This window comes from Algoriphagus sp. (assembly GCF_030694375.1).
GTDB lineage: Bacteria > Bacteroidota > Bacteroidia > Cytophagales > Cyclobacteriaceae > Algoriphagus.
Window position 1 is genome coordinate 240,668 of sequence record NZ_JAUXYL010000046.1, and the last position, 18,471, is coordinate 259,138.

The 18,471-nt window shown below is 43.5% G+C and carries 19 protein-coding genes; 9 read left to right on the top strand and 10 right to left on the bottom strand.

The genetic code is table 11. The features are described from left to right. Positions 1 to 111: 111 nt before the first annotated feature. Complete coding sequence (locus Q8M62_RS19765) at positions 112 to 324, top strand: hypothetical protein (protein WP_304902583.1); 213 nt, start codon at positions 112 to 114, stop codon at positions 322 to 324. 292 nt (positions 325 to 616) lie between these two features. Then, the gene (locus Q8M62_RS19770) at positions 617 to 1,711 is read left to right on the top strand and encodes a P1 family peptidase (RefSeq protein ID WP_304902625.1); all 1,095 of its coding nucleotides are present in this window, start codon (positions 617 to 619) and stop codon (positions 1,709 to 1,711) included. A gap of 3 nt (positions 1,712 to 1,714) precedes the next feature. On the opposite strand, the gene Q8M62_RS19775 is transcribed toward Q8M62_RS19770, so the two are convergent. Continuing rightward, positions 1,715 to 3,091: a tRNA/rRNA cytosine-C5-methylase gene (locus Q8M62_RS19775; protein WP_304902584.1), complete on the bottom strand. Its 1,377-nt coding sequence runs from the start codon at positions 3,089 to 3,091 to the stop codon at positions 1,715 to 1,717. A gap of 175 nt (positions 3,092 to 3,266) precedes the next feature. On the opposite strand from Q8M62_RS19775, the gene Q8M62_RS19780 reads away from it, so the two are divergent. Then, positions 3,267 to 3,632, top strand: coding sequence for a DUF1304 domain-containing protein (locus Q8M62_RS19780; RefSeq protein ID WP_304902585.1), 366 nt, complete (start codon positions 3,267 to 3,269; stop codon positions 3,630 to 3,632). Between the two features lie 135 nt (positions 3,633 to 3,767). On the opposite strand, the gene Q8M62_RS19785 is transcribed toward Q8M62_RS19780, so the two are convergent. The 3 genes from Q8M62_RS19785 to Q8M62_RS19795 all read right to left on the bottom strand — a co-directional run bounded on the left by Q8M62_RS19785 (position 3,768) and on the right by Q8M62_RS19795 (position 6,918). Beyond that, positions 3,768 to 4,145, bottom strand: coding sequence for a GxxExxY protein (locus tag Q8M62_RS19785; protein ID WP_304902586.1), 378 nt, complete (start codon positions 4,143 to 4,145; stop codon positions 3,768 to 3,770). Positions 4,146 to 4,291: 146 nt separating this feature from the next. Further along, the gene (locus tag Q8M62_RS19790) at positions 4,292 to 5,815 is read right to left on the bottom strand and encodes a magnesium chelatase (RefSeq protein ID WP_304902587.1); all 1,524 of its coding nucleotides are present in this window, start codon (positions 5,813 to 5,815) and stop codon (positions 4,292 to 4,294) included. A gap of 2 nt (positions 5,816 to 5,817) precedes the next feature. Further along, complete coding sequence (locus Q8M62_RS19795; protein WP_304902588.1) at positions 5,818 to 6,918, bottom strand: VWA domain-containing protein; 1,101 nt, start codon at positions 6,916 to 6,918, stop codon at positions 5,818 to 5,820. Between the two features lie 135 nt (positions 6,919 to 7,053). Between Q8M62_RS19795 and Q8M62_RS19800 the strand changes: the two genes are divergently transcribed. Next, positions 7,054 to 7,293, top strand: a complete 240-nt coding sequence (locus Q8M62_RS19800) for a hypothetical protein (RefSeq protein WP_304902589.1) — start codon at positions 7,054 to 7,056, stop codon at positions 7,291 to 7,293. On the opposite strand, the gene Q8M62_RS19805 is transcribed toward Q8M62_RS19800, so the two are convergent. Continuing rightward, positions 7,294 to 7,704 (bottom strand): PIN domain-containing protein, encoded by a 411-nt coding sequence (locus Q8M62_RS19805; RefSeq protein WP_304902590.1) that lies wholly within the window; start codon positions 7,702 to 7,704, stop codon positions 7,294 to 7,296. It abuts the gene before it with no gap. After that, positions 7,697 to 7,954, bottom strand: coding sequence for a DUF6364 family protein (locus Q8M62_RS19810; RefSeq protein WP_304902591.1), 258 nt, complete (start codon positions 7,952 to 7,954; stop codon positions 7,697 to 7,699). The genes Q8M62_RS19805 and Q8M62_RS19810 overlap by 8 nt, the downstream gene beginning before the upstream one ends. Before the next feature lie 91 nt (positions 7,955 to 8,045). Between Q8M62_RS19810 and queG the strand changes: the two genes are divergently transcribed. After that, complete coding sequence (gene queG / locus Q8M62_RS19815; protein ID WP_304902592.1) at positions 8,046 to 8,981, top strand: tRNA epoxyqueuosine(34) reductase QueG; 936 nt, start codon at positions 8,046 to 8,048, stop codon at positions 8,979 to 8,981. On the opposite strand, the gene nadC is transcribed toward queG, so the two are convergent. Together nadC and Q8M62_RS19825 are read right to left on the bottom strand one after the other, a co-directional pair. Next, on the bottom strand, positions 8,974 to 9,831 hold the full coding sequence (gene nadC / locus Q8M62_RS19820) for a carboxylating nicotinate-nucleotide diphosphorylase (protein ID WP_304902593.1): 858 nt from the start codon (positions 9,829 to 9,831) through the stop codon (positions 8,974 to 8,976). The two genes, queG and nadC, sit on opposite strands and share 8 nt — an antisense overlap. A 42-nt stretch (positions 9,832 to 9,873) precedes the next feature. Further along, positions 9,874 to 10,209: a DUF4783 domain-containing protein gene (locus Q8M62_RS19825; protein ID WP_305668241.1), complete on the bottom strand. Its 336-nt coding sequence runs from the start codon at positions 10,207 to 10,209 to the stop codon at positions 9,874 to 9,876. Positions 10,210 to 10,405: 196 nt separating this feature from the next. Between Q8M62_RS19825 and gpmI the strand changes: the two genes are divergently transcribed. Together gpmI and Q8M62_RS19835 are read left to right on the top strand one after the other, a co-directional pair. After that, positions 10,406 to 11,929, top strand: coding sequence for a 2,3-bisphosphoglycerate-independent phosphoglycerate mutase (gpmI, locus tag Q8M62_RS19830; protein WP_304902595.1), 1,524 nt, complete (start codon positions 10,406 to 10,408; stop codon positions 11,927 to 11,929). 181 nt (positions 11,930 to 12,110) lie between these two features. Beyond that, entirely contained in the window at positions 12,111 to 12,668 is a 558-nt protein-coding gene (locus Q8M62_RS19835) for a hypothetical protein (protein WP_304902596.1), read from the top strand. Between the two features lie 66 nt (positions 12,669 to 12,734). On the opposite strand, the gene Q8M62_RS19840 is transcribed toward Q8M62_RS19835, so the two are convergent. Beyond that, entirely contained in the window at positions 12,735 to 14,411 is a 1,677-nt protein-coding gene (locus Q8M62_RS19840) for an amidase (RefSeq protein WP_304902597.1), read from the bottom strand. Positions 14,412 to 14,485: 74 nt separating this feature from the next. On the opposite strand from Q8M62_RS19840, the gene Q8M62_RS19845 reads away from it, so the two are divergent. After that, positions 14,486 to 14,935, top strand: coding sequence for a hypothetical protein (locus Q8M62_RS19845; RefSeq protein WP_304902598.1), 450 nt, complete (start codon positions 14,486 to 14,488; stop codon positions 14,933 to 14,935). Positions 14,936 to 15,005: 70 nt separating this feature from the next. On the opposite strand, the gene Q8M62_RS19850 is transcribed toward Q8M62_RS19845, so the two are convergent. Further along, positions 15,006 to 15,302, bottom strand: a complete 297-nt coding sequence (locus tag Q8M62_RS19850) for a hypothetical protein (protein WP_304902599.1) — start codon at positions 15,300 to 15,302, stop codon at positions 15,006 to 15,008. Positions 15,303 to 15,464: 162 nt separating this feature from the next. On the opposite strand from Q8M62_RS19850, the gene polA reads away from it, so the two are divergent. Continuing rightward, entirely contained in the window at positions 15,465 to 18,302 is a 2,838-nt protein-coding gene (gene polA / locus Q8M62_RS19855) for a DNA polymerase I (protein WP_304902600.1), read from the top strand. Positions 18,303 to 18,471 lie beyond the last annotated feature (169 nt).

Sequence of the window (18,471 nt, forward strand, 5' to 3'; positions counted from 1 at the left end):
AAAATTAGGCGACATTTTTTTATTGCTTCAAAGAAGTAGGATTTAATTTCAAACGTTTATAACCAACAGATTTTTGGTGCTTTTGGGTATATTTAAGAAAATATCAGAGTCATGGAAGCGATCATTTTAAAAAGTAAATCGTCCAAAAATTTGAAGCAAATCAAAGAGCTTGCCATAGCTCTTGGCGTTGAGTTTTCAATTATCAAAGACGAGTTGGCCGAAGATTTAGCTTTGGCAAATGCCATCGAAAGTGGGAAGACTGGAGAATATGTGGACTTAGCTAATTTTTTGAGCGAACTGAAAAATGAAAATTCTGATAGATAAATCCTTTTATAAGGACTGGAAGAAAATCAAAGACCAAGATCTTAATCAGAAAGTTTTGAGTTTCATTGTGGAAATTCAAAAAGCTGAGTCCCTCAGTTCCCTTTCAAACTTGAAAAAATTAGTAGGCACAAAGAGTTACTTTAAAGAAAGGCTTTGAAATTATCGTGTTGGATTACTATGGAAAAATGACCATCTGATTTTTATTCGAATCCTTCACAGAAAGGATATTTACAGGTTTTTCCCCTAAAAATTTAACTTCAATGTTTTGAAAAAAACTATCATAATCATTCTAATGACCTTTATTTCTCTGGGAGGAATTTCCCAAACCCGCCCACGTGAACTCGGTATTCCCTTTGGCGTGCTACCCACGGGCCAGCTTAACTCCATCACAGATGTGAAAGGCTTGAAAGTCGGCCATTTTACTATAATCGAAGGGGAGAATATCCGAACCGGCGTGACAGCAATTTTGCCTCATGGAGGAAATCTTTTTCAGGAGAAAGTGCCAGCGGCCATTTTTGTGGGAAATGGATTCGGCAAGTTGGCCGGAGTGACGCAGGTACAGGAGTTGGGAAATATCGAGTCTCCGATCATTCTTACCAATACGCTTAGCGTTGCCGCGGGAATTGAAGGGGTGGTGCACTATTCGCTGTCCCAGCCGGGAAATGAACAAATCCAATCTGTCAATGCTGTGGTCGGAGAAACAAACGACGGCTACCTGAATGACATTCGAGGGATGCATATTAGTTCAGATGAAGTCATTGAAGCTATTCAAAATGCCACATCCGGTCCTGTTGAAGAGGGGAATGTCGGTGCCGGAACGGGTACAGTTTGCTTTGGCTGGAAAGGAGGAATCGGGTCTTCTTCGCGAAAGCTGCCCGAAAGCCTCGGAGGATATACAGTTGGTGTTCTGGTCCAGACCAATTTTGGCGGAAACTTGCAGATTGCAGGTGTTCCCGTCGGGGAAAAGCTTGGAAAGTACCCTTTCAAAGATGCGCTGGAAAAGTCTGACGGCAGTTGCATGATTATCGTGGCGACTGATGCTCCGGTTTTGGAGCGAAATCTGGAGCGCATGGCTCAGCGTGCGATGATGGGTTTGGCAAAGACGGGAGGAATCGCATCCAATGGCTCGGGAGATTATGTAATCGCTTTTTCCACAGCAGAGGGCCTGCGAATACCTCATTCTATTCCTTCTCAATTGCTTCAGAAAGCCGAATTTCTCGGAAATGATGACATGACTTCGCTTTTCCTCGCAGTAATCGAGGCAACAGAGGAAGCGATTATTAATTCACTTTTTGCAGCGGAAACGATGGTGGGAAAAGACGGAAGAAAAGTGGAGGCGTTGCCGAAGGAAAAAGTTTTAGATTGGGTGAAAAAGGGAAATCATTAATTCTCACATCCTTATTCGCCATTCCTTCGGAAAATAGTTATTCACACGATTTCCCAAGTTTTTGACCCAACCCAGCGGAAGATTTTGATAAGTCATCAGCACCCAGCCAATAGGCAGATCGGCGATTTCCTGATCGTTTTTTCGGAGAAAATCCAAAGCTTGGTCCAAGTTGAGTTCGTGGGTAGCGAAACCATTTTTTGGCAAGGTGGAAAGTGCCCATTCGTGGCTCGGAATCCAGTCGTTTTTTTGCTTTTTCCCCAACTCTACTCCGAAATACCGCAAACTCAGATGCAATGCAATCCGCTCAAAATGTCTGAAAAAGGCTTGGTTAATTCTGAATATTGAGTCGTTGAGACTGTAGTATTTGCCTTTTCCTTCGAATCCTAATTCTGTATCGAATCCTAGTTCTTCCCGCTCATTGATGGATTTCAGAACTGGGTGTTTGAAGTCCTTGATTTTTCCAGGTTCCTGCGAGGAGGCGGAATCTGGCCGCTTTAGAATGGTGATAAAAAAGCCCTCACCTTCTACCTTATGAGGGAAAAATCGGTATCCGAAAAATGTCCCATCGGGAGTTTCCACTTGAGATTCTACGATATTCCAACTTGGGTCGAACGGAATTTGAACGGGTTCAAAAGCAAATTCCTCCGTAAGAAATTGGATCATTTCCTCGTTTTCCTGCTTATTGAAAGTGCAAGTTGAATAGATTAAGTAACCACCCCCTTTGACCAAGGCCCCGGCCTTGTCCATGATCCGCTTCTGTCTCGATGAGCAAAGATTGACATGATCAGGTGACCACTCTTCCCGGGCTTGTGGATCTTTTCTGAACATCCCTTCGCCGGAGCATGGAGCATCCACCAAGACCAATTCAAAAAAACCTTCCAAGGGCTCAAAATGGTCAGGATCATTGTTGGAGACGATGATATTTCCCAATCCCCACTTGATGGCATTTTCTTTAAGGGTTTGGGCCCGCGATTGTATGACTTCGTTGGCTACCAGAAGGCCTTCACCTCCTAAATAAGCGGAAAGCAATGTGCTTTTTCCGCCAGGTGCTGCGGCCAAATCAAGATAAATTCCTTTGGGAATCTGAAGGCTATCAAGGATATGTTCGATAAACATAGACGAAGCTTCCTGCACGTAATAGGCGCCTGCCTGAAATGCGGGGTCAAGGGTGAAACTTGGGCGATCTTCTAGAAAAAAACCTTGTCTGGACCAAGGAATTGGAGAATTTGGCCAGTTTAGAGTGAACGGTTTGGCCGAATTCAGACGAATGGAGGTACGTGGTGTTTGGTTGACTGCAGTTTTAAAAGCTTCGAATTCTTCTTTTCCCAAAAGTGAAAACATTTGAGACTCGAATTCTGCGGGCAGTTTTATTTCGGACATGAGGCAAAGATAGGGATCAGTAGGCAGTATTTAGTAAGCAGTTAGCAGGCGGTAGAAAGCAATGGGCAGATTCTAATAGGCGTTCAGCAGTGTTCATTTGCAAATTTTTTGCCTACTGCCAACTGGCTACAGCCTACTCCAAAATTTCTTATCTTGATGATAAACTAGCGAATCTATGGATCTACTCACCAACATCGTCATCGGCTTGGTAGCCGCACTTCATCTGTATTTTTTATGGTTTGAAATGTTTGCCTGGGAGACCACAGGAAGGAAAATATTTCGTCAAATGCCTGCAGAAATGTTCCCAAAAACAAAAGCGTTAGCGGCAAATCAGGGATTGTATAATGGGTTTTTAGTGGCTGGGTTGGTCTGGTCCTTGGTGATTTTAGATCCGGTTTGGGCGGATAAGGTGGCCTTGTTTTTCCTGACCTGTGTGCTGATCGCAGGAATTTTCGGAGCGATCACTGCTAGCAAAAAAATCTTTTATGTACAGGGCCTACCGGCACTGGTAGGAATTGTTTTGATTATTTTTAACCGCTGAGACGCGGTGTACGCGGAGGATTTTGCTCGCAAGCTCGCTTAATTTTCGTCAATTCAAATACAACTTATTTTCCAATAGCTATAGTTTAACTGGCAACATTTATTCTCCCCAGAAAAGCGAAGAACGCAGAGAAACCTAAAGATTATTTACTACTCGCTTCAATCCATTAACCAGTTTGGCAGAATTAAAATTGATTAATAATCCAAGCTTGAGATTTGTTAGTTTAAGGTAAGTCAGAATCTGTGCAGTATGAATGTCAGAAAATTCATCAACTGCCTTTATCTCAATAATTACTTTCTCCTCAACAAGAATATCGATCCTGTACCCCGCTTCTAATCGTAACCCTTTATAGGAAATAGGCAAAGCAACTTGTGATTTAACATTTAGCCCCATTTGCCTTAATTCAAAAAGAAGACAGGCTTCGTAGCTACTCTCGAGCAAACCCGGTCCAAGATGTTTATGAACTTCGATTGCTGCACCAATTATTTGAGATGAAATTTCATTTTCTGACATAAAACAATGTGTTTAAAAAGCGCTAAAAAACGACCATTAAGCTAACTAAAATTTCGCAGTAAATGAATTAAAAAAATCTTCAACTTATCTTTGCGAACTTTGCGCCTTTGCGGTAAAATCAAAAAAAAGAGGCTTGCGCCCCTTTCTTAATTGTCATCTTCCTCATCAAAGTCATCCTCTCCCGGTCCCATATCAAACATCGAACTGAACAGATCCTTGAACTGAAGTCCGGTATCCAATAATTTTTTGCTCAATTGGGAGTACTCAGCCAGTCCGTGAAGCGCAAACTCCATAAAGAACTCCTTTTCTTTTTCCGGCAGGTTCTTTACCAGTTGTGTGACTACTTCTTCCAATCCAGGTACTGAATGAAGTAGATTTTTATATTCCTTGTCAGGCTGGGAGGCCAGGATGTCCAGCACATTTCCTTCCCCAAACCATGACAGTGGCAGCACATAAGGATTACCGCTTTTGTCTTTCTTCTTTTGTTCAGGAGACGGGAAATAATTCACGAACTGTGTGCGGATAGCTTTTCCGATCAAATTGTAAGCGACCAATCCTGCACCTTCCTGCTCACCTTCGTAGACCAATTCCACTTTTCCGGTAATGGCTGGAATCACACCGATCAGATCAGCAATCCGCACCATGGTATTGGATTCTCCGTTCATGTAGAGCCTTCGCTCAGCTGCGGAAATCAGGTTTTCGTAGGCAGAAATTGTCAATCGAGCGGAAACTCCACTTTTTTCATCCACAAACTCTGACCCTCTTGCCTCGATCGCAATCTGTTCGATGAGATCTTTCATCAGTTCAGGCACATGGATATTCTCCACAGGTTTTCCTTTCAGATTGGCTTCTTGAGCGGTGATCCGGCGGCCGATCTCGATGGATTTTGGATAGTGTGTGATGATTTGGCTTTCGATCCGGTCTTTTAGTGGCGTCACGATACTGCCACGGTTGGTATAGTCCTCCGGATTGGCAGTAAAAACAAACTGGATGTCCAAAGGTAACCTCAACTTGAAGCCACGAATCTGAATGTCTCCTTCCTGCAGAATATTAAACAGAGCGACTTGAATTCTTGCCTGCAAATCAGGCAATTCATTGATCACGAAGATCGAACGATGCGATCTTGGGACAAGTCCATAATGGATCACGCGTTCGTCGTTGTAGCTGAGCTTCATGGTAGCAGCTTTGATTGGATCCACGTCACCGATAAGATCGGCAACGGATACATCCGGTGTGGCGAGCTTTTCGGTATAGCGATCCTCACGATGCCACCAGATGATCGGGGTATCGTCTCCTTTTTCTTCTATCAAATTCTTCGCAAAAGTGGAAAGTGGTTGCAGTGGATCATCATTTAATTCGGAGCCAAAAACGACCGGAACATACTCGTCCAGCAGATGCGTCATCATCCGTGCAATTCGCGTTTTGGCTTGACCTCGAAGACCGAGTAGATTGATATTGTGTCGGGAAAGAATGGCCCGCTCTATGTCAGGAATTACGGTGTCCTCATATCCCCAAATTCCTTCGAAGACATTCTCTTTTCGCTTGATTTTCAGAATGAGATTATCACGCAGTTCTTCTTTGATGGATTTTGGAGTGTATCCGGAAGCTTTGAGCTGTCCGAGGGTTTTGATTTGTAAGAGTTGGTGACCGGTAAGTTTTTGGTAGTCCATGCTTAGAAGCGTTTGGTTCGGTTTCGTCTGTAATCTTCAAAAATTAAATCTCCAAGCCCTTTGAGGCTGGAGTAATAGGCATTTCCGTTGTTGACTTTGGTGAATTCCTTCACGAACTCTTTCAGGTAAGGGTCAGAAGCGATCATGAAAGTGGTCACGGGAATTTTCAGCTTTCGACATTGAGCAGCCAGTTTCAGCGTTTCGGCCAAGATTTTACTGTCAATCCCAAAAGCATTTTTGTAGTATTTGATACCGACTTTCAGGCAGGTGGGCTTGCCATCGGTGATCATGAAGATCTGCTTGTTTGGATTCTTTCTCCTGCGGAGTAAATCCATGGCAAGCTCCAACCCGGCAACGGTATTGGTGTGGTAAGGTCCCACTTGCAGGTAAGGCAAATCCTTGATTTCGATCTGCCAGGCATCATTTCCAAATACAATAATGTCGAGCGTATCTTTTGGATAGCGTGTTTTAATGAGTTCAGCCAGAGCCATCGCCACTTTCTTTGCAGGAGTAATCCGATCTTCTCCATATAATATCATCGAGTGCGAAATATCGATCATCAGTACTGTGGAGGTCTGCGATCGGACTTCATTTTCCATCACTTCCAAATCATTCTCGGTGAGCAGGTAATCACCTGAAAACCCGTGATTGGCCTGTGCATTCCGCAGGGAATCGGTCAGGGCAATTTGATCAAGATTGTCTCCGAATTCAAAAGCACGACGGTCGGTGCCCCGTTCATCACCTGTTCCTGAATGCGTGGTTTTATGCTGACCGGATTTGCCTCGCTTCAGTTTGCCGAAGATTTCCTCCAGCGCATTTTTGCGGATGTTTTGCTCTGCTTTTCCGGTGATCTTGAATTCCCCTTTTTGATTTTCTTCGGTGAGGTAGCCTTTGGATTTGAGGTCATCGATGAAGTCTCCAATTCCGTAGTTCGGATTGGTCATATTGTAGCGCTTGTCCAGATTGGTCAGCCAGCTGAGTGCCTCTGCGACATCTCCACCGGTCATTGTGACGAGTTGTAGGAATACGTTCAGGAGATTCTCGAAGGTGTTTTTCTCCGGGTCATTGGGAGGAATATATTGGGTAAAGCGGAAGCCTTTCATGTGTAGACGCTAGATGTTAGACACAAGACACAAGATTTATTAGCTGGTATCGTGTATCAAGAAATAAAATACCTGGATTTATTGAAGGATTAACAAAGGGATGGGCTAGTGAGTTTAGTATTCCGAATAAATTCCATGGAAAAGATGAAAAACTACTTCAGCGCAGTTGGAACCGTGACGGGGGTATTGATCCTGTTTGTGACCTTGATCCAGTTTAATGTAGCCTATTCGTTGATTTGGGCAATTTTCTTAGCTGGACCGTTTTTGGTTTTGTGGATGGTGTGGGCGGTTTTGGCTGCTCCCGTGGAGGTCAAGGAAACTTTTGAGGAGCAGTGGTATCAGGATCGGAAGGATTTAAGGAGGGGAGAGGGTTAATCATTTCGAGAAAAATTCCATAGGAGAAAGGACACGGATTTCTTTGGCATGTTTAAAGTCCTTTTTATCCCTTGTGACCAAAAAATCACATCTATTCATTAAAGCCGTATAGTACTGCAAGGCGTCTTCTTTGTCTTTAAAATCGGACTCTAAAGACTTATATATCAAATCTTTGCCAGCTGAAAGTATATCACAAGCTTTAAAAAAGTGACTCATTGTAAATTCAGAGTAAGGCAATTTGTATACATTGAATGCCAAGTAATAGAGATTTCCAATACTGCTTTCAGCTATTTGAAGTTTGGCTAGACCATTGGCATGCAAATCCAAAAATAATTTTGCTTCCTGGTAAAATGGCTCTCTTTTCCCAATGATGTCTAAGACCACATTTGTATCCAGAAAAATCTTAACCATATTTTTCCTTCAAATATTTAGTCAAAGCTACTTTGTCGGACTCTAGTGGTGCCTTAGTAGATTCCATTTCCTCCAATCTTTCTAAGAGTTTTTTAGCAGCAAGTTGCGATTCTGAGTATTGAACTGAAGGATCTTCCTTTTCAAAAATATCCTCAATCATCTTGGAAAGAGAAATCCCCTGACTTGACGCTTTCCTCTTGGCTTTTTCTACAACTTCTTTTTTGATCGTCAATGTAAGTTTCGTCTTCATGATTGCACGTGTTTAAATGAAATATACGTGTCTTTTTCTCAATGTTTTCAATTTTCGCATTAAAATGATTTAAACTACTTTTCGAATCCCTATGACTCCAGCCGATAAAAACGCCTCAATCCTCAAATCCACCGCCAAGCGACTGGGCTTTGATTTTTGTGGGATCGCCAAGGCGGAGTTTTTGGAGTCGGAGGCGCCGAGATTAGAAGATTGGTTGAATCGGAATTATCAGGGAAAAATGGGCTATTTGGCCAACCATTTTGACAAAAGATTGGACCCCACCAAACTCGTCGAAGGTGCTAAAATGGTCGTTTCGCTGATCTATAATTATTACCCCGAAAAACAACTTCCACATCAATCGGAGGACATCAAACTGGCAAAATACGCCTATGGGGAAGATTACCATAATGTGATTCGGACCAAGCTCACCGAGTTTTTGGAAGTGCTTCGGGAAGAAATCGGGGAAATCGGGGGTCGATCCTTTGTCGATTCGGCACCTATCATGGAGCGACAATGGGCTCAGAAGGCAGGCTTAGGCTGGATCGGGAAAAACAGCCTGCTCCTTAATCGAGAAATGGGAAGTTTTTTCTTTTTGGCCGAGCTGATCATCGATCTCGAAGCGACTCCGGACGCGCCGCTGGTAAAAGACTACTGCGGAACCTGCACAGCTTGCATTGATGCCTGTCCGACCGATGCGATTGTGCAGCCCGGAGTGGTGGACGGGTCTCGTTGTATTTCCTATTTGACGATTGAGTTGAAAGAAGCAATTCCCGATGAATTTGCCGGAAAAATGGAAAATTGGGCTTTTGGCTGTGACATTTGCCAAGACGTTTGTCCCTGGAACAGTTTTTCCCGACCAAATCGGGAACCTGCTTTTCAGCCAAACGAGGAGTTGGCCAATTTTTCAAACAAGGAATGGTTCGAAATGACGGAGGAGACGTTTAGCCGGGTTTTTTCCAAATCTGCGGTGAAGCGCACCAAGTTTTCTGGACTAAAACGAAATGTGGATTTTTTGAGTCTCAAATAGCTTTCAAACTGATATCCAAGCTACTTACCGAGTGAGTTAAAGCACCCATGGATATGTAATCTACTCCGCATTCAGCTACAGCAGCAAGTGTGTTTTCAGTGATTCCACCGGAAGCTTCGGTTGAATATTTTCCGTCGATCAATCGCACCGCTTCACGCATGGTGGAATAATCCATGTTGTCCAGCATGATGTAATCTACTCCGCCAACGGCAAGAACTTCCTTAACTTCGGCTAGATTTCGGGTTTCGATCTCGATTTTCAATTTCAGGCTATGGTCTGAGAGGTATTTTTTGGTTCGATCGATCGCGGCACGGATTCCTCCGGCAAAGTCGACATGGTTATCCTTGAGCATCACCATATCATAAAGCGCAAAACGGTGATTGACGCCGCCACCAATGAGCACCGCCCATTTTTCCATCAATCGGAAATTGGGAGTAGTCTTGCGGGTATCCATCAATTTGGCTTTGGTATGGGAAATCAGTTGACTTAGTCGGTGTGTTTTGGTGGCGATGGCACTCATTCGCTGCATGCAATTGAGCACGAGACGTTCTGCAGATAAGATGGATGCTGAAGGTCCAGAAACAACCAGTCCCACATCTCCTGCTTTCACTGGATCCCCATCTTTTTTTAAAAATTGCACTTCAAGCCTTGGATCTACCGCCTTGAAGATTTCACCGGCAAGTTCAACTCCTGCAAGAATACCATCATCTTTGATCAGGAGTTTGGCCTTTCCGGTTTTTCCTTCAGGTATGGAAGCCAAAGAAGAATAATCTCCGGGACCAATGTCCTCAAGAAGTGCAGATTGGATGAAATTTTGGAGAGATTCCGGAGTCAGATAAGCAGGCTTCATAGCACAAAAATAGCCAAAACTACCAGCTTGAACCTTTTGAAATTAGCTTTTTACAAAATCCAAGCTATAAATCCGAAAACCGGATCCGTTTTGGGAAACTTTGATAAAAACCTTAAACATTCCCTGGTTACTTGAGTACTCGCCGATGTAGGTACTGAGACTTCCCGGATTTTCGTTTTGAAAAATGAGGGAAAAGCCAAGGGACTGATTTTTCTTAAAAAAGTCTCTCAGGACTATCTCTGCTTGGTTTTTAGAGTAATCCCCTTGTTGACCATTTACATTCATAGAGATGCTGGAGTCAAAAAAGCGAGCCAATTCGCTGCTTGATCCACTTCCGATAGCGGATACGATGGGGTCTATGGATTTGTCCGTATTCATCCCTGAATCAGGTGAATAGAACCATAGAAAAGCAGAAAGGATAAGACTTAGCACTTGCATCATCCTCGTTTGGCAAAATCCAAGCCAAAAAAAGAGATGCAAGGCTCATTTTTAAGAATAGAAAAATCAGGAAGACAAGTGGTGTCAGAAAAGATTTTGGGGGGATCTTTGGGTTGAAAAGTAATATATTTGCCCCATGGACAAAAAAGTTTTATTGATGATTTTGGACGGTTGGGGCATTGCTACCAATCCTGCAGTTTCTGCAATTGACAAGGCAAAAACACCTTTTGTAGATAGTCTTTACACCAGATATCCCCATGCAAAATTAGAGGCTTCGGGTCTTGCAGTTGGTCTTCCTGAGGGACAAATGGGCAATTCCGAAGTAGGACACATGAATATTGGTGCAGGCAGAGTTGTCTATCAAGATCTTGTCAAAGTAAATCTTGCTGTAGAAAACGGCGAACTTAATACCCACCCGGTTTTGACTGCTGCCTTCGCAAAAACAAAGGCCGCCGGAAAGAAAGCTCACTTCATGGGATTGGTTTCGGACGGCGGAGTTCATGCACATATCAATCATTTGAAAGGCCTTTGTGATGCGGCCAAATTCAATGGAATGGACCAGGTTTTTATCCATGCCTTCACAGATGGGCGTGATACGGATCCAAGGGGAGGAATCCACTACTTGGCAGATTTACAAGATCACCTGAAGGGCTCCGTGGGCCAAGTAGCCTCAGTAGTCGGAAGATATTATGCCATGGATCGCGACAATCGCTGGGAACGAGTCAAACTTGCCTATGACGCGATGGTCAGAGGGGAAGGCGAAAAATCAAAGGATATTCTTGCTGCTGTAAAAAAATCATATGATAACAACGTGACAGATGAGTTTATCCGTCCGATTATTCATGTAGGAACAAATAACAAACCCTTGGCTACCATTGAAGAAGGTGATTTGGTGATCTGTTTCAATTTCCGTACTGATCGTGGCCGCGAAATCACGCAAGTGCTGACGCAGAGGGATTTTGAGGATTTCAATATGAAAAAACTTCAGTTGGATTACATCACCTTCACACATTATGATCATACTTTTGTCGGAGTAGAGGTGCTTTTTGAAAAAGATAACCTAAACAATACCATCGGGGAAGTCCTCGAAAGAGCTGGTAAAAAGCAAATTCGAATTGCTGAGACTGAAAAATACCCCCACGTGACCTTTTTCTTTTCCGGAGGAAGAGAAACTGAGTTTCATGGAGAAAGCAGGATTCTCTGTCCTTCGCCAAAGGTTGCAACCTATGACCTCAAGCCCGAAATGAGTGCGTTTGAGATTGCATCTAAGATCAATTCCGAGCTCAAAAGAAAAAGCGCAGACTTTATTTGCCTCAACTTTGCCAATGCGGATATGGTGGGGCATACCGGGGATTTTGACGCAGCTGTCAAAGCATGCGAAGCAGTGGATACCTGCGCGCAAAGCGTAGTAACCACAGCTTTGGAAAATGACTATACCATAATCGTCATCGCAGACCATGGTAATTCGGACATGATGATCAATGAAGACGGCACCCCTAATACGGCGCATACCACGAATCTGGTACCTTTCATTATGGCGGATGGGAAAGAGCAAATTGCGGTTAAAGACGGAAAACTCGGAGATTTGGCCCCAACAATATTGAAACTAATGGGCGTGGAAATTCCTGAAGAAATGACTGGTGAAATCCTTTTGGCATAATGAAATGCCCATTATCCTGTAGTTACGGGATCACACAGGGGGATGATTGAAAGGGCATTCCATGTGACCGCTAAAAAAAATTATAAACACATGAAATTGAGCATGACGAAAACGTCACACACTGGCATGATTATCCACCATGCGAGATTCCATCTGACCACAAAAAACATATTATAAACAGATGAAATTCAGAATCTTTCCGGCGATTGGTTTGCTCATTTGGCTAGCTTCTTCCTGTGTATCCGAAGAGAAAGGGAAAAAAATGGATAAGCTTCCCTACTTTAATTTGAGCGGGTATTTGGATGTGGAAATGGCCAAGTTGGATGGTGATTTGGTCACAAAAACTTCCAGGGTAAACGGGAAAGAGAAAACCGTGGATACCACCTATACTTTGGACCAATGGAAAGCAGAATTTGCAGCCTTCTATCTGGCTGACATCAATTCGCCTTCATTGGCACTTTCCTATTCCACAGAGACGAATTTTGACTATTTGACGCATAAATTATTGCCTGAGGCTAAAGGAAAGGTCAAGGAGATAAAAATCATGTATGTGAATAATTATCCTTCTTCCATAACATTTAGAATGACTGATAAAAATCTCTTTTTCTCTTCCGCAACACACGGTGAATTCCATATGAACTTGGCCTCAAACAAGCTGGATCATTATTCTATTGAAACGACGCAAAAAGTTTGGTTTTTGAAACCCACAAACATAAAAGTCGCCGGTATAGTGAGGTAGTCGTTTTGTAATAAAAAAAAGGCCTGCCATTTTTTCTTAAGTCGCAGGCCTTTTTTTTGAAAATTTCTATTTGTCAAACATCGGCGGACGTTTCGCCTGCCAATCTGTATTTTCCTGAATTAACCGGCCCAGCATAATGAGTTTTTCTTCTTCGAAGAGATTGGCCAGGAGGGTGATAGATGTAGGGCTTCCATTTTCAGCAAATCCATTTGGCATGCACAAGGCAGGATGACCTGTTAGGTTGGTGATTTGCAGTTGCTGTCCGGCAAAAGACGGCGTTACGATCACATCGTAATCTTTCATCAATTCGTGCATTTCTGCAATTAAGAGGCTTCGTTGCCGGCTCATCTGCACGTATTCTACGGCAGGGATCAGTCGGGCTGCACGAAAGATATTTGGCCAGGAATTTCTTGCCTGTGCGACCAGTTGATCGTCCAGATCAAGTCGTGTCAATTCATCAAATGCAGCGGCACCTTCGACCACAAGCATATTCACGATAGGACCGGGATTCATGCTGGTTTTTAGCTCCAGCGGATGAAGTTCAATTCCCTGATTTTTGAGCACTTCAATAACCGCCTGATCATTTTTGCTTGCTCGTTCTCCTTCAAAGAAGGCTTTGAAATAGCCAATTTTGAGTTTTTTGACATCATTTTTAGCAGAGTAATTGAAGGAGGCCGGAATCGTAGAAGCGTCTTTTTCATCCCTGCCATTGATCACGGCGAGTACGATGGCATTGTCCAAGACCGATCTGGAGATTGGCCCAATCTTGTCCATCGACCAGCTCAAAGCCATGGCACCATGCTTACTTACTCGCCCATAAGTGGGCCGGAGACCTGTCACGCCATTTCTGGTGGATGGAGAAACAATCGATCCCAAGGTCTCTGTACCGATGGCAAAAGGCACCAAACCTGCACTGACAGCCGAGGCCGAACCGGCGGAAGATCCGCTTGAACCCTGACTTAGATTCCATGGGTTTTTGGTGACTCCGCCGTACCAGATATCACCCATTGCCAATGCGCCGAGGGTAAATTTTCCTACCAAAACTCCTCCTGCTTCATTCAATTTTTCAACAACAGTTGCTGTTTCATCAAAGGATTGGTCTTTGTAAGGATTGGCTCCCCAAGTCGTTTTAGTCCCTTTGACTGACAGCAAATCCTTGATGCCATACGGTATTCCATGCAGTGGGCCGCGATATTTACCTGAAGCAAGCTCTTGATCCATTTCCCGGGCTTTTTGTAATGCCGGTTCTTCTAGCAAGGTGATCAAACACTGAAGCGTATCAGCATAGGTTTTGATTCGATCCAAGTAGATTTTGGTTAGGCGTTCAGAGCTTATTTGTTTGGTTTTAATCAGCACCGCCAATTGATTTAGGGGCAAATAGGCGATGTCATTTTCCTTTTCAGGCAATGTAACAGTTGCAGGGAGACCCCAATCATAAGGTTTTTGTAGTTGACTCGGGAAAAAGCCCTGTGGTAGCGGATTGAAGATCAATGCCGGCGCCACGGAATTTTCCAGTTTTGTCTTTCGAAGAATTTCAAAATTATTTCGCTGCGTATTTAGTGCTGCAATCATGCTGTCTTTTTCTGGAGGGGAAAACGACAGACCGATTAAATCCGCAGCAGCATCGATTGAAATAGGGGTGATTTCACCGGCTTTTCTGCCAAGAGTAAAGCCAACAGCTAAAAAAGCCACGGCGACTAAAAAAAGAAAAGGTTGTGAGCGAGAGCGGTTTTTTCGTTCCATTGGATAGTTTTGTGTAAATACCAAACTTAAAGCGGCTGAAGGTGTTTAATTCGGCTGAAATAATCAAACCATCCATGGATCAAACTACCGTAAATCCCACCTTTCCGATGCATTTCCGAGGATTACTGCTTTTGGCAGGGATGTACACCATAGCTTGGTCGGCTTTTTATAAGTGGTTTGGGCCTCAATTGCTCCTTTGGTTGGCGATGGGAAATTCCGACTTACAAGCGCTTCCTGCGACTTATTTTGGCACCTTCGGAATTGTAGTGGGCTTGATAATTTTTGTATCGGCTTTCTACCCCGTGAGCTGGGTATGGCTAATTTTAGCCGGGATTACCGGAAAAATCATCACTGCAATCTGGTTTACCTTGGGTTTCGCTCCGGAGCTGAGTTGGAACAAGCGAAGTATTTTTCACCTATTTTTCAATGAAGTGGTATGGCTGATTCCCCTAATTCTGATTTTTCTCAGAAGTCTTCAGGTTAAAAATTACCTCAATGAGACCGAACAAAAAGACGGAAAATGAAAAGGTACTGAGCGGTTGAAAAAATTTAAATAAAACAGGCTGCCTTGAAAATAAAGACAGCCTGCTTTTATTAGATAAGAAGTAAGATAAGCAAAATGATAATGATAGCGCCTACAGAGATGTAGATACCATTTCCAGCTCTTTTCGCCTCAGCCTTCATATCCTTCATTTCGGTTCTGATAGACTTAATTTCATCCTTGCTCATTGATTTAAAATCCATGGCTTTGATTTCTTCAAGTCTTTCTTCCATTTCTACCAATCGAACTTTTTGAGCTTCAGTAGGCTCAATTTTTGGATTTTTCTCAGGTGTTGCGTTTGCAAATTGAACACTGACAAATATTGCCAAAACAGCTAGTAACTTTTTCATAATAGTATTTGATTTAAGGTATGACATTTTTAAATGTACAAATTGAATTCCAAGGATGACAGTTTAAAGAGATAATACAATTCCCTAAAAGCCCGTACGGGAAAAATTGTAACTTAGAACCCTCAACTTGGCCCTTCCGATTATTAAAATTTCTTTCAAAAAATGTCCCAAAAACAAGCACACAAGCTATTTTTATTAGATGCGATGGCCCTGATTTATAGGGCGCATTTTGCCTTCAGCAAGAACCCAAGAATCAGTTCAAAAGGATTGAATACAGGAGTCATGCTGGGCTTTACCAATACCTTGGTGGAGGTGCTGGATAAGGAAAAACCTACCCACATTGGGGTGGCATTTGACACAAAAGCCCCAACTTTTAGACATTTACAGTACGAACCCTACAAAGCAAACCGCCAAGATCAGCCGGAGGATATTACAGCTTCCATTCCCTGGGTAAAGGAAATTGTCAGAGCTTTTCGTATTCCAATCTTGGAAATGGATGGCTTCGAAGCGGACGATATTATTGGGACTTTGGCAAAAAAAGCCGAAAAAGAACAGTTTACAGTCTATATGATGACTCCTGACAAGGATTTTGGTCAGATCGTAGACGATCATATTTTTTTATACAAACCTGCCTTCATGGGAAATGGCGTCGATGTAATGGGCCCCAAGCAAGTATGTGAAAAATGGGATATTGATCATGTCGACAGAGTTCGGGACATTCTGGGTTTGATGGGAGATGCGGTGGATAATATCCCCGGTATCCCCGGTATCGGCGAAAAGACGGCCGTAAAGCTTCTAAAAGAATATGGTACGGTCGAAGGACTGATCGCCAATGTGGATAAGCTTAAAGGGAAACAACGGGAAAACGTAGAGAACTTTGCCCAGCAGGGTTTACTATCCAAAGAATTAGCGACGATTAAAATCGACGTACCGGTAGATTTCCATGAAGAGGACTTGAGATATGATGGAATAGACGAGGAAAAACTACGTGCGATTTTCACTGAACTTGAATTCAGAACACTCGCTGCACGTATTTTTAAAGAGCCAAGTGCAAAAAAAGCCACCCTCAACGCTCCTGCACAGATGGATTTGTTTGGGTCCCCTGCAGCAGCAGCAGCCCCGGTAGGTTCAATTTCTGAAGAAGATGAAGAATCGGAACCGCTGGAACTTGGTTCTCCTCCGGTCTTGGACACGATCTGGTCCAACGTCCACAATTACCATAAAGTCAAGGGCAAAGCAGAAGTCAAAGAGCTGGTGGAATACTTGCTTTTGCAAAAGGAGATTTGTTTTGACACCGAGACTACGGCATTGGATGCGATGCAGGCTGAATTGGTAGGCTTGTCTTTTTCTTACATCCCCGGAGAAGCGTATTACATTCCTGTTTCGGACAATCAGGCGGAAACGCAGGAAATCTTGGAGCTCCTTCGACCTGTTTTTGAAAATGAATCCATCACCAAAATCGGCCAAAATGTAAAGTATGACATGCTTGTGCTGAAAAATTATGGGATTGATGTCAAAGGAACGCTCTACGATACCATGTTGGCTCACTACCTCATCGAACCTGAAGGAAAGCACAGCATGGATTGGTTAGCTCAGCAATACTTAAATTACATGCCGGTTTCCATCACCGAACTGATAGGGAAGAAGGGCAAAAACCAAGGCAATATGCGGGACGTGGACGAGGATGAGGTGACAGCCTACGCCGCAGAGGATGCCGATATTACGCTTAAGCTTAAAGAAAAATTTGATCCGATCCTCAAAGCAAATGGTTTGGAAAGTTTGTTTGATGACGTGGAAAATCCGCTGATTCGGGTTTTGACAGAAATGGAATTTGAAGGTGTCCGAATCGATACGGAGAGTCTCGCGGAGCTTTCTGTTTTGCTGGAAAAAGAAAGTCAGGAGATCGAAAAGAAAGTCTATGAATTGGCCGGAGTTCGGTTTAATCTGGCTTCTCCAAAGCAATTGGGGGACGTGCTTTTTGAAAAGCTGAAGTTGGACCCAAAAGCCAAAAAGACCAAAACCGGTCAGTATGCCACCGGAGAGGAGATTCTCAGCAAAATGGCCAATGAACATCCTATTGCCGAAGCGATCTTGGATTACCGACAGATGGTCAAATTGAAATCTACCTACGTGGATGCCCTGCCGACCATGATCAACCCAAAGACCGGAAGGATTCACACGACCTACAATCAGTTCGTCGCAGCTACAGGAAGACTTTCCTCCATTAATCCAAATCTCCAAAATATTCCCATCCGGACAGCCCGTGGACGTGAGATCCGAAAGGCATTTGTTCCAAGAGATGAAAATCATGTATTGCTTTCTGCTGATTATTCCCAGATCGAACTTCGGCTGATGGCAGCTTTTTCGCAGGATGAATCCATGTTGGAAGCCTTCCGCAATGGGCGGGACATTCATGCCACCACAGCCGCTAAAATCTTCAAAGTCCCTTTGGAAGAGGTGACGTCTGATATGCGAAGAAAAGCCAAAACGGCAAATTTTGGTATTATTTACGGCATTTCTCCTTTTGGATTGGCTCAGCGATTATCAATTCCAAGAGGTGAGGCGAAGGAAATCATCGACTCCTATTTCATTGAATTCCCGGCAGTGAAGGAATACATGGATGGTGCCATCGAAAAGGCGCGCAAGGATGAATATGTCGAGACCATCCTTGGACGCCGTCGCTACTTGCGCGACATCAACAGCCGCAATATGACCATGCGTGGCTTTGCCGAGCGAAATGCAATCAATGCTCCGCTGCAGGGTTCTGCTGCCGACCTGATCAAGGTCGCCATGATCCATGTGTATGAATGGATGAAAAAGGAAAAGCTGAAATCAAAAATGATACTTCAAGTACATGATGAATTGGTTTTTGATGCGCATAAGGACGAGGTTGAGTTATTGAAAAAACACATTCCCGGTCTGATGTCCAACGCAATAAAGCTTGCCGTACCAGTGGAAGTAGAAGTCGGAGTGGGACCGGATTGGTTGCAGGCTCATTGATGGGGAGTATCTAGTATCAAGACGCAAGTATCAAGACAGCGACAAGAAGCAAGAGACAAGATTTGAGACATAGGTATCAAGATGTTAGACAATGTGTCAGGCTGAGCGGAGTCGAAGCCAATCTTAAATGCAATTTTACACTGTTTTGTAAATGGAAAGAGCCGAAAAG

Excerpts from the sequence above, each read along its gene's own strand:
- Q8M62_RS19775 (WP_304902584.1), bottom strand. The coding sequence starts at position 3,091 with ATGTCCGAAATAAAACTGCCCGCAGAATTCGAGTCTCAAATGTTTTCA.
- polA (WP_304902600.1), top strand. The coding sequence starts at position 15,465 with ATGTCCCAAAAACAAGCACACAAGCTATTTTTATTAGATGCGATGGCC.
- nadC (WP_304902593.1), bottom strand. The coding sequence starts at position 9,831 with ATGAAGCCTGCTTATCTGACTCCGGAATCTCTCCAAAATTTCATCCAA.
- Q8M62_RS19800 (WP_304902589.1), top strand. The coding sequence starts at position 7,054 with ATGGAAAAGATGAAAAACTACTTCAGCGCAGTTGGAACCGTGACGGGG.
- gpmI (WP_304902595.1), top strand. The coding sequence starts at position 10,406 with ATGGACAAAAAAGTTTTATTGATGATTTTGGACGGTTGGGGCATTGCT.
- Q8M62_RS19770 (WP_304902625.1), top strand. The coding sequence starts at position 617 with ATGACCTTTATTTCTCTGGGAGGAATTTCCCAAACCCGCCCACGTGAA.
- Q8M62_RS19805 (WP_304902590.1), bottom strand. The coding sequence starts at position 7,704 with ATGGTTAAGATTTTTCTGGATACAAATGTGGTCTTAGACATCATTGGG.
- Q8M62_RS19790 (WP_304902587.1), bottom strand. The coding sequence starts at position 5,815 with ATGGACTACCAAAAACTTACCGGTCACCAACTCTTACAAATCAAAACC.
- Q8M62_RS19835 (WP_304902596.1), top strand. The coding sequence starts at position 12,111 with ATGAAATTCAGAATCTTTCCGGCGATTGGTTTGCTCATTTGGCTAGCT.
- Q8M62_RS19845 (WP_304902598.1), top strand. The coding sequence starts at position 14,486 with ATGGATCAAACTACCGTAAATCCCACCTTTCCGATGCATTTCCGAGGA.
- Q8M62_RS19765 (WP_304902583.1), top strand. The coding sequence starts at position 112 with ATGGAAGCGATCATTTTAAAAAGTAAATCGTCCAAAAATTTGAAGCAA.
- Q8M62_RS19825 (WP_305668241.1), bottom strand. The coding sequence starts at position 10,209 with ATGAATACGGACAAATCCATAGACCCCATCGTATCCGCTATCGGAAGT.
- Q8M62_RS19840 (WP_304902597.1), bottom strand. The coding sequence starts at position 14,411 with ATGGAACGAAAAAACCGCTCTCGCTCACAACCTTTTCTTTTTTTAGTC.
- Q8M62_RS19780 (WP_304902585.1), top strand. The coding sequence starts at position 3,267 with ATGGATCTACTCACCAACATCGTCATCGGCTTGGTAGCCGCACTTCAT.
- queG (WP_304902592.1), top strand. The coding sequence starts at position 8,046 with ATGACTCCAGCCGATAAAAACGCCTCAATCCTCAAATCCACCGCCAAG.
- Q8M62_RS19850 (WP_304902599.1), bottom strand. The coding sequence starts at position 15,302 with ATGAAAAAGTTACTAGCTGTTTTGGCAATATTTGTCAGTGTTCAATTT.
- Q8M62_RS19795 (WP_304902588.1), bottom strand. The coding sequence starts at position 6,918 with ATGAAAGGCTTCCGCTTTACCCAATATATTCCTCCCAATGACCCGGAG.
- Q8M62_RS19785 (WP_304902586.1), bottom strand. The coding sequence starts at position 4,145 with ATGTCAGAAAATGAAATTTCATCTCAAATAATTGGTGCAGCAATCGAA.
- Q8M62_RS19810 (WP_304902591.1), bottom strand. The coding sequence starts at position 7,954 with ATGAAGACGAAACTTACATTGACGATCAAAAAAGAAGTTGTAGAAAAA.